Origin of the sequence: Halioglobus japonicus (assembly GCF_001983995.1) — a bacterium.
Taxonomy (GTDB): Bacteria; Pseudomonadota; Gammaproteobacteria; order Pseudomonadales; family Halieaceae; genus Halioglobus; species Halioglobus japonicus.
The window spans coordinates 3,322,984-3,337,821 of sequence record NZ_CP019450.1; the positions used below are offsets into that span (position 1 = coordinate 3,322,984).

General features: G+C 60.5%; 12 protein-coding genes. 6 read left to right on the plus strand and 6 right to left on the minus strand.

Annotation, left to right across the window (positions count from 1 at the left end):
- Nucleotides 1–4: 4 nt before the first annotated feature.
- Together oadA and BST95_RS15685 are read right to left on the minus strand one after the other, a co-directional pair.
- Nucleotides 5–1,801, minus strand: coding sequence for a sodium-extruding oxaloacetate decarboxylase subunit alpha (gene oadA, locus BST95_RS15680; RefSeq protein ID WP_084201209.1), 1,797 nt, complete (start codon nucleotides 1,799–1,801; stop codon nucleotides 5–7).
- Nucleotides 1,802–1,811: 10 nt separating this feature from the next.
- Complete coding sequence (locus BST95_RS15685; protein WP_084200461.1) at nucleotides 1,812–2,060, minus strand: OadG family protein; 249 nt, start codon at nucleotides 2,058–2,060, stop codon at nucleotides 1,812–1,814.
- A 173-nt stretch (nucleotides 2,061–2,233) separates the two neighbouring features.
- Here BST95_RS15685 and BST95_RS15690 point away from each other — a divergent pair, with 173 nt between their 5' ends.
- Complete coding sequence (locus BST95_RS15690; protein ID WP_084200462.1) at nucleotides 2,234–3,214, plus strand: tRNA-dihydrouridine synthase; 981 nt, start codon at nucleotides 2,234–2,236, stop codon at nucleotides 3,212–3,214.
- A gap of 6 nt (nucleotides 3,215–3,220) precedes the next feature.
- Here BST95_RS15690 and BST95_RS15695 read toward each other — a convergent pair whose 3' ends face one another.
- From BST95_RS15695 to BST95_RS15710, 4 genes are all read right to left on the minus strand, one after another.
- Complete coding sequence (locus BST95_RS15695; RefSeq protein WP_084200463.1) at nucleotides 3,221–3,691, minus strand: hypothetical protein; 471 nt, start codon at nucleotides 3,689–3,691, stop codon at nucleotides 3,221–3,223.
- A gap of 124 nt (nucleotides 3,692–3,815) precedes the next feature.
- A complete protein-coding gene (locus BST95_RS15700) occupies nucleotides 3,816–4,592 on the minus strand; it encodes a hypothetical protein (protein WP_157114502.1) in 777 nt (258 codons plus the stop codon).
- On the minus strand, nucleotides 4,583–5,137 hold the full coding sequence (locus BST95_RS15705) for a hypothetical protein (RefSeq protein WP_157114503.1): 555 nt from the start codon (nucleotides 5,135–5,137) through the stop codon (nucleotides 4,583–4,585). The genes BST95_RS15700 and BST95_RS15705 overlap by 10 nt, the downstream gene beginning before the upstream one ends.
- Nucleotides 5,138–5,146: 9 nt before the next feature.
- Complete coding sequence (locus BST95_RS15710; RefSeq protein ID WP_084200466.1) at nucleotides 5,147–6,706, minus strand: acetolactate synthase large subunit; 1,560 nt, start codon at nucleotides 6,704–6,706, stop codon at nucleotides 5,147–5,149.
- 285 nt (nucleotides 6,707–6,991) lie between these two features.
- Here BST95_RS15710 and BST95_RS15715 point away from each other — a divergent pair, with 285 nt between their 5' ends.
- The 5 genes from BST95_RS15715 to BST95_RS15735 all read left to right on the plus strand — a co-directional run bounded on the left by BST95_RS15715 (nucleotide 6,992) and on the right by BST95_RS15735 (nucleotide 14,663).
- The gene (locus tag BST95_RS15715; protein ID WP_084200467.1) at nucleotides 6,992–8,542 is read left to right on the plus strand and encodes a peptide MFS transporter; all 1,551 of its coding nucleotides are present in this window, start codon (nucleotides 6,992–6,994) and stop codon (nucleotides 8,540–8,542) included.
- Between the two features lie 85 nt (nucleotides 8,543–8,627).
- A complete protein-coding gene (locus BST95_RS15720) occupies nucleotides 8,628–11,711 on the plus strand; it encodes a hypothetical protein (RefSeq protein WP_084200468.1) in 3,084 nt (1,027 codons plus the stop codon).
- Nucleotides 11,712–11,780: 69 nt separating this feature from the next.
- Nucleotides 11,781–12,551 (plus strand): (Fe-S)-binding protein, encoded by a 771-nt coding sequence (locus tag BST95_RS15725; RefSeq protein ID WP_084200469.1) that lies wholly within the window; start codon nucleotides 11,781–11,783, stop codon nucleotides 12,549–12,551.
- Between the two features lie 2 nt (nucleotides 12,552–12,553).
- Nucleotides 12,554–13,972, plus strand: a complete 1,419-nt coding sequence (locus BST95_RS15730) for a LutB/LldF family L-lactate oxidation iron-sulfur protein (RefSeq protein ID WP_084200470.1) — start codon at nucleotides 12,554–12,556, stop codon at nucleotides 13,970–13,972.
- Nucleotides 13,965–14,663, plus strand: coding sequence for a LutC/YkgG family protein (locus tag BST95_RS15735; protein WP_084200471.1), 699 nt, complete (start codon nucleotides 13,965–13,967; stop codon nucleotides 14,661–14,663). The genes BST95_RS15730 and BST95_RS15735 overlap by 8 nt, the downstream gene beginning before the upstream one ends.
- Nucleotides 14,664–14,838 lie beyond the last annotated feature (175 nt).

The window sequence follows — 14,838 nt, forward strand, 5'->3', positions numbered from 1 at the left end:
TGACTTAGTCCAGGGTAATCAGGGAGTCGCCGACAGCCACCGTATCGCCGACTTTCACATCGACACTGGCCACTGTGCCATCGCGACTGGCGCGAACCTCGGTTTCCATCTTCATCGCCTCGAGAATAATAATGACATCGCCGGCAGAAACGCTGTCACCGGGGGCGACGTTCACCTTGAAAATATTACCGGCCAGCGGCGCTGGCAGCGGTTCGCCCGCGCCGCCCACAGCAGCAGCTGGCGCGGGCGCTGCCGCAGGTGTTGCAACGGGGGCAATGCTGGAGATATCGCCGCCTTCGCTCACCTCGACAACATAGGCGTTGCCGTTGACCTTCACTGTGTAAACCTCGGCCTCGCCAGGCGCTGCAACCGGGGCTGCGGGCACCGGCTCCGGTTCATTGCCCGGTGCTGGTTCAAAGGCATCCGGATTACCGCGGTTTTCGAGAAACTTGAGACCAATCTGCGGGAACAGCGCGTAAGTCAACACGTCATCGATTTCGCCATCGCCTGTTGCCAGGGACAGGTCTTTCTCTGCCGCCAGCTTCAGCAGTTCATCGCGCAGCACATCCAGCTCGGGTTCGAGCAGGTCTGCGGGGCGGCAGGTAATGGCTTCTTCGCCGTCAAGCACCCGTGCCTGTAATTCGGACTTTACGGCTGCCGGCGTCGAGCCATACTCGCCCTTGAGTACCCCGGCGGTTTCCTTGGAAATGGACTTGTAACGCTCTCCGGTTAATACGTTGAGTACCGCCTGGGTACCAACGATCTGAGAGGTCGGTGTCACCAGCGGAATATAACCGAGGTCTTCGCGCACGCGTGGTATCTCTTCCAGCACCTGGTCGAGTTTGTCCGCTGCGCCCTGCTCCTTGAGCTGGCTCTCCATATTGGTCAGCATACCGCCGGGCACCTGGGCGACCAGAATGCGCGAATCGACACCCCGCAGTGAACCTTCATGCTTGGCGTACTTTTTGCGCACGTCGCGGAAGTAGGAGGCGATTTCTTCCAGCAGATTGATATCGAGCCCCGGATCGCGATCGGTGCCCTTGAGCATAGCCACCACCGTTTCGGTGGGTGAATGGCCGTAAGTCATAGACATTGACGATATGGAGGTATCCACATTATCAATTCCGGCTTCCACACATTTCAAAATCGTGGACGTTGATAAACCGGTGGTCGCGTGACAGTGCAGGCCGATAGGAATATCACAGGCGTCTTTGAGGCGCTTGACCAACTCATAGCCTTCATAGGGATGGAGCAGACCGGCCATATCCTTAATAGCGATCGAGTCCGCCCCCATGTCCTCAATACGTTTGCCCTGGTCCACCCAGGTATCGATATTGTGAACGGGGCTGGACGTATAGGAGATGGTGCCCTGGGCATGCTTGTCGACAGCCTTAACCGCCCGCAGCGCAACGTCGATATTGCGCATATCGTTCATGGCGTCAAACACTCGGAATACGTCTACACCGTTTAATGCCGCCCGCTCCACAAATTTCTCGACGACATCGTCGGCATAGTGGCGGTAACCGAGAATATTCTGGCCGCGAAACAGCATCTGCTGCGGTGTGTTCGGCATCGCCTTTTTCAGTTCGCGAATGCGCTCCCAGGGATCTTCACCGAGATAGCGAATACAGGCATCGAAAGTCGCCCCACCCCATGTTTCCAGAGACCAGAAGCCCACCTGATCGAGCTTGGCAGCAATCGGCAGCATATCTTCAATGCGCACCCGGGTCGCCAACAGCGATTGGGAAGCATCCCGCAGCACGACATCCGTAAGGCCCAGGGGGCGTTTGTTCTCTTCCATGGACATACCTCTATTGCGACTTTTTATTGCGGTGCTGATGAATGGCGGCCGTTATCGCAGCGACGACCTCACCTTCCGCGGGCGCGGCGGATACGGGCTTGCGCGGTGCGGGCTCGGGGGCTGGCAACTCGGGAAAATAACGTGTCACCAGGCGTGACATCATGGTGGTAATCACCACCAGCAGCGCCAGAAATACCACAACGGTGCCCATGCCGTACACCATCAGCTCAACGCCCTGGCCAACAATATCGTCTGTCATTTCACTACCGTAACCGGAAAGGGATTGCGGGAGCCGATTGAGGCTCCCACCGAAAGTTCATAATAATAAATCAGTCGGGCTTATTGCGCCATTGGCGGGGCTTGCGGTTGACATTCCCCTATGGGGGTAGGCCAGCGTATAATCCGCGGCCTCCCCCTGACCGGTACCGCGCGATGCGCCTGATGATCGCCCCAATGGAGGGCGTTGTTGATCACACCATGCGTACTCTGCTCTCCTCTGTGAGCAGGGTGGATCGCTGTGTCACTGAATTTGTTCGCGTCAGCAATCAACTGCTACCACCGCGGGTGTTCTATCGCCTGTGTCCCGAACTGCACGACGGTGGCACCACCCCGTCAGGCGCGCCAGTATATGTTCAGATTCTGGGCGGCGACCCCCAGGTGGTGGCCGAGAATGCTGCGCGTGCCGCAGAACTGGGTGCACCGGGTATCGACCTTAACTTTGGCTGCCCGGCCAAAACCGTGAACAACTCCAATGGCGGCTCCATACTTTTGCGCGAGCCTGAGCGGGTTGCTGCCATCGCTGCGGCGGCGCGACAGGCAGTGCCCAGCCACGTCCCGCTGACCGTTAAGACCCGCCTTGGCTACGAAGACAGTCAATTGTTCAAGGACATCGTCCGCGGCATTGGGGAGGCCGGCGCAACTGAATTGACGGTGCATGCGCGCACCAAGCGTCACGGTTATCGGCCCCCAGCCTACTGGGAAGAGATTGCTACTGCGCGCGAGCTGCTCGACATTCCGATAATAGCCAACGGTGAGATATGGAGCCCAGAGGATGCCCAGCGCTGCCGCGAGGTCAGCGGCTGCGATGATCTCATGCTAGGTCGCGGCGCCCTGTGCCGCCCCGATCTGCCCGCTATCATCCGGGCACTGGACAACGGTGAACCGGCGCATGCATTGCGCTGGGAGCACGTATTGCTGCTGGTGAGTGGCTATCTGGATGCCACGATCGAGGCATACGATGCACGCTGCGTGGGCAATCCGATCAAGCAATGGCTGGTGTACCTGCGTTGCTATTACCCACAGGCTGCGGTGCTGTTTGAGCGTATCAAGCGTCTGCGAGCCCCCGAGGAACTGCGCAGACTACTGGACGACGAAATAGAAGCTGCGCCCGTTACCGGACGCAGTGCGGCCTGAGCTGAATCAGGCGGAGACTTTGGCGGGCTGACTGACCTCCAGCTCCAGGGCATAAATGTCCTGCTGAAGCTGTTCCAACTCCGACTGCACCGAGGCTTTCCAGAGGCTGGCAATCTCTGCTTCCTCCTCAATCTGGGTGGCGATATCCAGTGGGTCGCGCTCGAGATCGAGCACACCGAAATCCGTGCCCAGCGCCTTGACACCGACACCGGCCTGGAACGCAGAGAGCATCAGATAGCCGCTTTTGAGATGCTCGGCCAGGCGCACGTCCTCGCTATTGGCAATGCACATCTTCAGCGCGACTTTCAGTTCATTCTTGGGATGTGGCAGGGAATCCTGATCAACAATACGTCCCGGCATGGGGGGCTGCATTTCCAGGTAACGGGCGTAGTCCAGTACCTTGCGCTGAGCATCGACATAACCCAGTTGCTTCTCCTCCACTCGTCCCCGACCGAAGATACGGGTAAAAATTGCCATCACGTTGCCTCCTCAATGCACTGCAGGGCATGTTTTTCATGCTGTCTATTGCATCGCATCGAGGCGACAGGTTGCATTGCCGTTCACGACAGCTGCATGTTTATCGGCGCCAATTAGGCTGCGATCAGTGACGCCGCGGAGCGCGAAGGTAGTGCATGAGACTGAATGCCAGGAACGCGGCCAGCAGATAAAGCGGCCCGCGCAAGGGGAACGAGTAGCGGGGATCTGACTGTGTACACAGATAGACCAAACTGATGTAGAGGACCAGGAAGCCGACGGCAAAGGGTATCGTCGCAGGGCGCACCAACATGGCCAGCAACAGGCCCAACAGGCCGCACCAAAGGAGTGGCGCGTGCATCGTGCGCATCAAACGGTAGGTGAAGTCAGCCGTCTCTGACACGTGGTAGAGAGAATAGCGCACTGGATAGATGTAAATGTCCCGGTAACCGACCTGCACGTCCCAACCCCACAACAAGCGTGGCTTTTCGAGAACATACCAGGACAACATTCCCCATGGATCGGCAACCACTTTAGCGCGCCAGGTATCGACAAACCTGCCGAAATCGCCATCGATGTCTCGGTAGTCCCTATCGGCGGGATTAGCGGGGTCGCGCTTCTCCGCTCTCCATATGGCGTAGTAGTCGCTGTGCATCCCGATCACGAGATTCTTGAGCAAGCGATCGGATGATGACAGTCGCTCCGGAGCCACAGCCGCCTCGGAGCGCAACGACCAGGCCCCAAAGGCCAGTGCCACCGGCAATACCAGCAGCGCCAATGACGCGACCAGAGCCCGTGTCGGGATAGATTGCTCACGCCTCAAAGACCAACCCGCTATCAGCACCAGACCAGGGGCCAGAAATAGCGACACAGGGTTAACAGCCCAGGCCAAAGCTAACAACAACCCCGCCACCAATGCCCCAGAGGCCTGGGATTCTGCAACCACAAGATCAGCTGATAGAGACTGGCAAGCAACAGAAACCCGAACAGAGTCTCCGTCAACAGGTTCTGGCCTACCGCGACGACGTGTGGCGAGAGCGCCAGCAGCGCGGGCGGCAAAAGAGCCCAGCCGGGGTCCATCATCTTCAAGGCAATCAGCCCAGTGAAATAAATGCTGAGCACACCCAGAATGACCTGGACGGCCAGCACTAATCGATACCGCTCCAAGTCTGTAGCATCGGCCACAGTAGCGAGCCCTGCGAGAAACATCGGATAGCCGGGTGCCCAGTAGGCATCAGGTTGTGGATTGGGACCTCGATCCTTCGAGAATACGCCGTGCTGGCGCAGATTATCGGCATAACGCACATAGCTGGCCGCATCTGCCTGGATGGCTGTGGCGTTAACGGTTACTTCGTTGTAGGAAAAACGCAGCAACGCTCCCACCAACAGGCACAGGCTGAAACCCAGCCCAAACCACCACGGAGCATCCCGAAGTGAACTGACCTGCACCCGCGCCACCTAGAAAACCGGCGGTACAATGGCGTCGATCAGACGCGGTCCGCGCTGGGCCATAGCCTGCTCAAACAGCATGGTAAACGCTTCAGCGGTGGTGGCGCGATCCGCCTGGACGCCCATGCCCCGGGCCATGGCAACAAAATCCATATCCGGGCTGCCAATATTCAGGGTGCTGGCGGCACTGGGGCCGGGCACACCGTCCCGCGCACCCGTGCGCCCATACTCCATCTCAAGAATGGAATACTTGCGGTTACTGAAAATTACGACGGTGATATCGGTATTTTCACGCGCCATACTCCACAGCGCCTGAATGGTATACATCGCACTGCCGTCGCCCTCGATGCAGACCACCTTGCGATCCGGGCAGGCCACTGCGGCACCGAGCGCCGCCGGCAGCCCCCAGCCGATACTACCGCCGGTCTGGCTGAGCTGCTCGTGATATCGGGCCGTGCCGGTAAACATGTTGACCATCATGCCGCAGGTAATGCCTTCATCCACGAGAATGGCGTTCTCAGGCATATGATGAGCAATGGCCATGCCCACCTTGGCTGCATCCAGTTCACCAGCAGGGAGGTCCGGTAAATTAAGCGCGTGTACGCGCGGCTCCGTTGCCATGGCGCCCAGGGCCTCTGCCAGGCCGGTCAGCGCTCCCTCTGTGTCATCTCGCGGCCCGGCCAGCACCATCCGCCGGGCAGTGGCCGGCGCGATAGCACTGGGGACACCGGGATAGGCAAAGAAGGATACCGGGTCGGCGGCCCCCACCAGAATCAACTGCTCAATGTCCCTGATACTGTCGATTGCCAGCTCAGCGAGATAGGCGAGCCGATCGATGTTCGCCGTGCCCTCACCGCGGGCAATCTTCGCGGGCAGCACTTCAATCAGCACACGCGCGCCGGTCGCCTGCGCGATGCGATCCGCCAAATGCCCATGGGGCATACCCACCTCCCGGCCACCGAGAAGAATCAGCGTGTTCGCGCCCGACTGCAGCGCTGTGACCGCCTCCTCAATCCGCTCGACAGGCACCGAGGGTGGTGTCGCCACCTCGACTACAGCCTCGGGCCCATTGGGGTTGTCGCTCCAGGAGACATCCGCCGGCAACATCAGTGTTGCGACCCGCGATACTCCTGCTTGGCGCACGGCCTCGGCCGCATCACGCGCGATGTCGCCAGATGACGTTGAAGTGTGCACCCAATGCGAAACAGGGCCTGCAATACCTTCAATGTCGGACGTGAGAGGCGCATCGTACTCCAGGTGATAAGTCGCGTGATCGCCGACAATATTCACCATGGGAGAGAAGCCTTTCTTGGCGTTGTGGATATTGGCCAGCGCGTTGCCCAGGCCCGGCCCCAGATGCAGCAGCGTCGATGCCGGCTTTCCGGCCATACGGGCGTAGCCATCTGCGGCGCCACTGAGGACGCCTTCAAACAGGCACAGTACGCAGCGCATCTCGGGCACCTCATCCAGCGCCGCGACAAAATGCATCTCGGATGTGCCTGGATTGGTAAAGCACACCTCGATGCCATTGTTCGTCAAGGTTGTGAGCAGACTCTCTGCACCATTCATAACTTGGTTCCCAAAAGTGTCAGTGGCTTGCCGTGAGTCTGGCCTCGGGGCTGAATGCCCCGCTCGCTTCGACAGGATCAACCGTCGCCGACGTAGATTGCAGCGCAGGACCACAGGCGGCCACCAGGAGGGCTCCCCCCAAAACAGGGATGATTTTTCGCATGAGATGTCTCCTATTGAGGGCGTGGAGCGATATCATACGGACAATTATTCGATTGCGGTATTGGCGCTCTCGTTCGTTTACAATCCAACGCCTGACTTGGCCTCGGAACACAAGGACTTTACATGACCAGCAACAGCGCCGTTCTGCCGGCGGATGACACCGGCTTCTTCGGCCATCCGCGTGGCCTTTTCGTCTGCTTCGCCACCGAGCTGTGGGAGCGATTTTCCTTCTACGGCATGAAGTATCTGTTACTGCTATACCTCACCAAGTATCACCTGTTCTCTGACGCCAATGGCCTGGAAGTTCTGGGCAGCTATGCTGCACTGGTTTACGCAATGCCCGTGATTGGCGGCTTGTTGGCAGACCGTTACCTCGGCATGCGCAAGGCGGTCATATTTGGCGGTCTACTGCTGGTGGCGGGCCACCTGGGTATGGCCGTGGAAGGCGAACAGGCGCGCTACGTGGAAGGCGAGGTAGTGCGCGATGAAGGGGCGCTACAGGTCTTTTATTTCTCCCTGGCCCTGATTGTCATGGGCGTCGGTTTCCTGAAACCCAATATCTCAACCATCGTCGGCCGCCTCTACGCGGAAGACGATCACCGTCGGGATTCCGGTTTCACCATTTTCTACATGGGCATTAACATCGGCTCGTTTGTGGCCACGCTGCTGTGTGGCTACCTGGGCGAGACCTACGGCTGGGCCTATGGCTTTGGCGCAGCGGGTATCGGCATGCTGATCGGCCTGGTCACTTTTATTCTCGGTCAGAAGCACCTGCATGGGCACGCTGAGCCAGCCAACCCGGAAGTATTGCAGGAGAAATCCCCGATTGGCCTGAACAAAGAGTGGAGCATTTACCTGGGGTCCCTGCTCGGTGTGTTTGCGGCCTGGCAAATGCTGCAATTCCACGGTGCGGTGGGCACGCTGCTGAACGTACTGTCAGTCGTCGTGCTGGTCGGCCTAGCCTGGTTTATTACCACGCGCTGTAACGCCGTTGAACGTGGCCGCATGATTGCGCTCATCGTATTGACGATGTCCACGGTGGTGTTCTGGGCCCTGTTCGAACAGGCCGCCGCCTCCATGACCCTGTTCGCAGACCGGGTTATGGACCGCACCTTGTTCGGTATTGAATTTACCGCATCGCAGTTCGGCTCCCTCAACGCCTTCTTCATCATGACCCTGGCGCCCTTCTTTGCCTGGCTGTGGACGGCGCTGGATAAACGCGGTCTGGAGCCTTCAACACCGGTCAAGTTCGCCCTGGGTATCGCCCAGGCCGGTCTCGGCTTCGGTGCCCTGGTCTGGGGTGCTGCCAACCCGGACGAGGCAGGCCTGGTCGCTGCATGGTGGATGGTACTGGCCTACCTCCTGCACACCACAGGTGAGCTGTGTCTATCACCGGTGGGCCTGTCAGCTGTCACCAAATTGTCGGTGCCCAGCGTTGTTGGCGTAATGATGGGCGCCTGGTTCCTGGCAACCGCCTACTCCGAATTTGTCGCAGCCCAGCTGGCCAAACTGGCCGCTATCGACACCGTTGATGGCGGCGTCACCGATGTGAGTGCAGCGCTGGCCAGCTACAACAGCCTGTTCACCGACCTGCTGTGGGTTGGCCTGGGCGTTGCCGTGCTCTTGTTCCTGGTTTCCCCTGTTCTGCGTCGCCTGATGCACGGAGTGCACTAAACGCAAGTTCTCGCTTGGCAAAGGGGCATTGCACGCCGTACATTGCCCCTTTACAACGACATAACACGGGGATGGAAAACGCGAGGTGAATAAGTTCAACCTCACGTTCTGGGGTGAGATTCTGCCGGGCCGTGACCCGGCAAAGGTAAAGGCTCGCTTTGCCAAAATGTTCGACATTCGGGATCCGGAGCAACTCGAACGCTTCTTCTCCGGCGAAACCATTATTCTTCGCCGCAATATCGAGCGCAAAGTCGCCGCCGAATACTACGCCAAGCTGCGCAAGCTGGGCGTTGAGGCAGAGCTGCGCAAAATCGATGCCTCCGGTATGGCCAGCGAACCCGACGCCCCACGCAAGGTTGAGGAATCGGCAGAACAGGAAAGCCAATCCAAACAAGCCAAATGGGAAGAGGCCCGGCTCCAGGCCGAGCAAGAGGCCCAGGAGCGCATCGCTCGCGAGCAACAACGCAAACTCGAGAGCAGCCGCCAGCGCCAGCAGCGCGAACGACGCGAATCCCAGGAAGCGCAGTGGAAAGCACGCCAGCAAGAGCTGGAGCGTGAGCAACTCGCCCAGGCGGCAAGGCGCAAGGCCGAGCGAGAAAAGCAAGCCATGCTGCGCGAGGAAGAGGCCCGGCGCAAACAGGAAGAAGCGGCTGCGCGCGCCCGCCAGTTGGCCGAAGAAGAAGCCCAACGCCAGGCAGCCGCTGCGGCGAGAGCGCAACGCAATGCCGAGGAGGCCGCCCGCAAGCAGGCCGAAGCCGACGAGCGAGTCAGGGTGAAGGCAGAGCAGCGAGCCCGCAAGGAGGCCGAGGCAGAGGCACAACGCCGGGCCAAGGCCGAAGCCGAGGCCCGGCGCAAAGCAGAGGCCAGGCAGCGCAAAGCCGAAGAAGAGGCCCGGCGACGCGAACATAAAGCGCGGCGCGAGGCAGAGGCCGAAAAGCGACGGGCGGAAAAGGCGGCGCGCAAAAAAGCCGAGCAGGAGGCTGCCGCAAAACGCAAAGCCGAAAAGGAAGCGGCGGCAGAGGAAAAAGCCCGTCTGTTGGAGGAAAAGAAAGCGCGAGAGGCCGCCGAGCGCCGAGAGCGCGAACAGGCCGAGGCACTCGCCGCTGCCAAAGCCGCCGAGCAGAAACGTATCGAGCAGCAGAAAATTGAGCGCCAGCGGGTCGAGGAAGCGGCCCGGCGCCAACGCGAGGCCGATGCAAGAAGGGCGGCACAGGAGGCGGAGCGCGAGGCACGAAGAGCCGAAAAGGCGCATATCAAGCAACAGGAAGAGGCACGCAAGGCACACGAGCTGGCGCTGGAAAAAGAACGCGAGACCGAACGCCAACGTCTCGAAGAACAGGCCATTGCCCGCGGCGCTGCCGAGCTCGCAAGCCAGACGTCCCTGGCAAGCCGGGAGGGCACGGTTCGCTCTGCCATGGAACTTCCCCGCCGAGAGAAACTCGGCCAGGGCCCCGTGCGCAAGCGTCAGACAGGCGCCCCCAACGACTATCGCACCCACCCCTTCCGCAATAACGCGGAGGTGCGCGGCCGCGCTGAACTGGCCCGGGAAACATTTCATCGCACGCTGGCGATCGCTGCCGCCGTACTGGCTGTAGCCCTTCTACTCAGTGGCCGATACATCAGTCTAGATCCGGTCGAACCTGTGTCAGGGCCCGCCTATGTGCTGGCGGCATCCAATGGCACATTGCTGGTGCAGGCCGCCGACATGCTGCTGATCCACGACCGCTCCGGTGTGGGCCGTACCCGCTTGTCACTGACAGAACTGGGTCTGGCAACAGGTGCCCGTAGCCTCACCTTTACGCCCGCTGGCGAGCTGCTCCTCTGGGCTAGCGAAGCGGAAAATGACGCGGCTGCGGGACTATGGCGCTGCGACCTCAGCACACGCCAATGCAACTCGCTTGCAAACACTCCATTGCAGAGCGCGCCGGACGCCGTGGCTGTGCACGAACTCAACGGCCAGCTGTTTGCCGCCAGCGCCGCCGCCTCTTCCCTGCTCAAACTCTCACCCGAGGGCAGCGTGCTCGCCGAAGTGGATCACAGCTTCACCCCCGGGCCGGCCCTGCGCCTGGATCAGGGGCTGATGTTGATCAACAGCGCCGAAGGACCTGCGGTGGGCGTATTCCGCTATGAAGATCAAGCCTTTGGCAAACAACTGGATGAAGTGTTGCTTCTGCCGCCCCAGGCCCTGGCCGAGGCCCAGACCCGGGTGCGTGATTTTGTTCGCTCTGACGACTACTGGTGGGTCAATCTCTACAACCCGGAAACGGGCAGCGCCGGCCTGTACTTGTTTGACAGTGACTGGAAGTATCTGCGCGACCTCCCCGCGCCGGACCCGCTCGCCGACGGTCGACTCCTGCGCTGGGGCCAGAAAGTACTGCTGTTTCATCCTGGCACCACACAGATACTGCGCTTTAGTGAGACCGGTGAGCCGGAGGCAGACGTCAGCTCAGACCTGCTGGCAGAACTCAAAGGAGAACAGCAGCGCACACAAACCATCAAAAGTGTGGTCTGGGCTGTCGCGTTCTCGCTATGCCTGATCGCCGTGGTCGGCGCACTCGCCTACACCGGCCACCAGTACCTGCGCAGCCTGGTTTACGTCAACCGCCCTGCCCGCGGCGCCGAGCCACTGGACCAGTACAGTGACAGCATCACCTGGGTAGAACCCGTTGAAGATCGTCGCCGCGACTTACTGCGCACGGGATTGGGCTACGGCCTAATCTGTCTCGCGGCATTACTTGTGGTGGCGGGCCTCAACGCCAGCGCGCATGAGGCGCTGGCGGCAATCATCGCCCTGGCCGGCCCCGCTGTCGGCCTGTTGCTCTACGGCAGGGGCGAAAGTGGCCACGTGGGCCGTTGTGACGACACGCTCGCCCTGGTCGACCACCGGGATATGTACCACCTGGCAAAGGGCGCGCGCATCCATTACCGCGGCCCTTTTCTGATGGTTGATGACGTTGTTGTCTTTACCGGGACAGCACTGATACCCAATCTGAATCCCGAGCAAGTGGCCGACCAGATTTATCCGCTGGCGCGCCAGGGCGCTCGGGTGGACCGCAAAACAGCACTGGTGAAGCTGCTTGAAGTACGTCATCCCATCGCCGTAGGTGTGTTCGCCTGCGCTGCTTCACTGGTCATCGCCGCGGTGGTGCTGGTTGCCGGCAGCTTCTAGCGCCAGGACACTGGCTCACTGTCGTTATTGGGATATACTGGCTGCCAATATCCTGGGGCACTGGCCTGAATGAACGACACTACCGCGCCACAAGTTTCCCTGTTTGTCACCTGCCTGGCAGACCTGATGCGCCCCTCGGTTGCTTTCGCCGCGCTGCGCCTCCTGGAGCAGGCGGGCTGCGAGGTATCGGTACCGACCGAACAAACCTGCTGCGGCCAGCCCGGCTACAATAGCGGCGAATTCGCCAGCGCAATTCCTCTGGCCAAGCGCACCATCGAGTTATTTGAACACGCCGAGTATGTCGTAGCGCCTTCCGGCTCCTGCGCCGGCATGATTGCCCACCACTACCCACGGTTGCTGGAGGGCGCCTGGCGTGAACGCGCCCTGGCCCTGGCGGAGAAGACCTGGGAGCTGACCAGTTTTCTCACCGACGTGGTCAAGCTCGACACCGCCCCCGCCCATCCCACGGCCCTGCCACCCATCACCTATCACGACAGTTGCGCGGGACTGCGGGAAATGGGCGTTCGCGAACAACCGCGCCAGCTGCTGAAAACGCTGTGCGACGTCGAAGTGGCCGAAATGCACCAAAGCGACGTCTGCTGCGGTTTCGGCGGGACCTTCTGCGCGAAGATGCCGGGCATATCTGCTCAGATGGCTGACGACAAACTGGCCAGCGCAGCTGCGACGGAGGCCGCCATCCTGACCGGTGGCGACCTCGGTTGCCTGCTCAACCTGGCAGGTCGTGCTCGCCGGGAAGGCCTTGCCATCGAAGTCCGCCACGTGGCTGAAATTCTCAGTGGCGACCTGTACGGACCGGCGATAGGCGAAGGGGACCACTGACGGTGGAAAACCACAGCGAGTTATTCTACGCGCTCAGCCACGACGCTCTCAGCGATGGTCCGGAAGTCAAACGACGCGCTGCCATGGCGCAATTCCTGCCGCTCATGCGCGACATGGCCATGGACGAGTTCGGCGCCTTTGAGGAATTGCGCCAGCACGTGAAGCGCGTTCGCCAGCACACCCTCGATAATCTGGATTACTACCTCGCACGGTTTGAACTGGAGGCGACCAACAACGGCAACCAGGTGCACTTTGCCAGCGATGGCGCCGAGCTCAATTCCATCGTGCTGGACATCTGCCAGCAACACAACGCCCGCCGGGTAGCCAAGGGTAAATCCATGGTCACCGAGGAAACAGGCCTCAATCACTATCTCGAGCGCGGCGGCCTGGACGTTGTTGAAACTGATCTGGGCGAATATATCGTGCAGCAGGCGGGCGAAACACCCAGCCATATTGTGGGCCCGGCCCTGCACAAATCCCGGGAGTCGATTCGCGATCTGTTCCTGGAAAAACACGCCCTGGGCGAGCGCGAGCTCAATGAGCCGGCCGACATTGTCGCGGAAGCCCGCCGGGTTCTGCGCGAAACCTTTCTGACGGCGGATGTAGGCATCATCGGCGCCAACGCCCTGGTGGCTGATACCGGTTACAGCATGCTGGTCACCAATGAGGGCAATGGCGACCTCTGCGCCAATCTACCCTCGGTGCTCATCGTCTGCACCACCCTGGACCGGCTGTTACCGCGGGGGGAAGATGCCTCCGCCATGCAACGACTCCTGGTACGCTCCGCGACCGGCCAGCCACAGACCTGCTATACCAGTTTCTACTCCGGCCCCCGCCGCGAAGATGACAGCGACGGTCCCCTGGAAACTCACATCGTGCTGCTCGACAACGAGCGCACCGACATACTCGCCAGCGATTACCGCGAGGTATTGCAGTGTATTCGCTGCGGCGCCTGTATGAATCACTGCCCTATTTTTGCGGCGGTGGGAGGCCACAGCTATGGCTCGGTCTATCCGGGGCCGGTAGGTTCGGTGCTCACCCCCTTGCTTAGCTCACTGGAGCAGGCCGAGGCACTGCCTAATGCCTGCACCAGCTGCGGCCGCTGCGCTGAAGTGTGTCCAGCAGATATCCCGCTTCCCGATTTACTCCGCGATTTGCGCCATGACCTCAGCGAGCAGAAAGTCACACCCCGCCGCTGGCGCTTTGGCATGCGGCTGCACGCGTTTGTCGCTGCCAGGCCAGGACTGTATCGGGCACTGACGAATCTGGGCTTTGGCCTACTGGCCCGCTTGGGGCGCAAGAAGGGCAGCTTTCAACACCTGCCTCTGGCCGGGGGATGGACCTCCGCCAGGGACTTCCCGGCACCACAGGGTAAGACCTTTATGGCCCAGTACCAGGCCAGGCAGGCAATCGATGAATAGCGAAAGTCGATCGCGCATCATGGCGCGTATTCGGGGCACCAGCGCGGGCCAGAGCGCCGAGCATATTGCCCGCGACCTGAGCACATTTGGAACAGCCCCTGCGGCGTCCCTCCTGCACGCCAATACTGCCATCGCTTTCATCGCCCGGGCGCTGAAAAATCAGGCCAGCGTCGCCGTTGCAGAGGATCGTATCGCCGCGGTCAAGGCCATTGGCCAGTATCTTTACGAACACCACCGCAGCCACCGCCTGGTGTCCAGCAATGCCCCGCAACTGGCGGCGATGCCCTGGCGTGACGGTGGCGTACTGCCGCGCTTTGGTGATCTGGAGCCGGGCGAGCCCGTGACCCTGGCCTATGCTCCCTGGTCCATTGCAGAAACCGGGGCACTGGTGACGACCACCGGCAAACACAACCCGGCCCTGAATCACTTCCTCCCAGAACAGCAGATCGTGCTGGTCGAGACCCAGAATATACTCGTCGACATGGAGCAGCTGTGGGCCGTATTGACACCTGCCCTGGAGCAGACCCGACGCCCCCGGGCCATCCACTGTATCGCGGGCCCCTCGAGCACCGCAGATGTCGAAGCCACCCTGGTTAAGGGCGCGCACGGCCCAAGCGCTCTACATATTGTGCTGCTAGGAAAGCTACCCGAAGACGCCCTCGCACGAGCCCGGCATATCGCCGGGGCATAAAAAAACCCGCCAGAAGGCGGGTTTGAACAAATAACTCTATGTTGGACCTGGATGGGATGCCATCGACAGCGCTTGTGTCGCTGTCAGCCCCGGCATTTGGGGCTCTGTGTTTCGAGTTGTGATAAGCATAGCCCTGGTTGTGATATGCATCCAATGTATTATTATTATGGCAAAC

Bases quoted from the DNA above. Each gene is read 5' to 3' on its own strand.
- oadA (WP_084201209.1), bottom strand. From the start codon at position 1,801: ATGGAAGAGAACAAACGCCCCCTGGGCCTTACGGATGTCGTGCTGCGG.
- BST95_RS15685 (WP_084200461.1), bottom strand. From the start codon at position 2,060: ATGACAGACGATATTGTTGGCCAGGGCGTTGAGCTGATGGTGTACGGC.
- BST95_RS15690 (WP_084200462.1), top strand. From the start codon at position 2,234: ATGCGCCTGATGATCGCCCCAATGGAGGGCGTTGTTGATCACACCATG.
- BST95_RS15695 (WP_084200463.1), bottom strand. From the start codon at position 3,691: ATGGCAATTTTTACCCGTATCTTCGGTCGGGGACGAGTGGAGGAGAAG.
- BST95_RS15710 (WP_084200466.1), bottom strand. From the start codon at position 6,706: ATGAATGGTGCAGAGAGTCTGCTCACAACCTTGACGAACAATGGCATC.
- BST95_RS15715 (WP_084200467.1), top strand. From the start codon at position 6,992: ATGACCAGCAACAGCGCCGTTCTGCCGGCGGATGACACCGGCTTCTTC.
- BST95_RS15725 (WP_084200469.1), top strand. From the start codon at position 11,781: ATGAACGACACTACCGCGCCACAAGTTTCCCTGTTTGTCACCTGCCTG.
- BST95_RS15735 (WP_084200471.1), top strand. From the start codon at position 13,965: ATGAATAGCGAAAGTCGATCGCGCATCATGGCGCGTATTCGGGGCACC.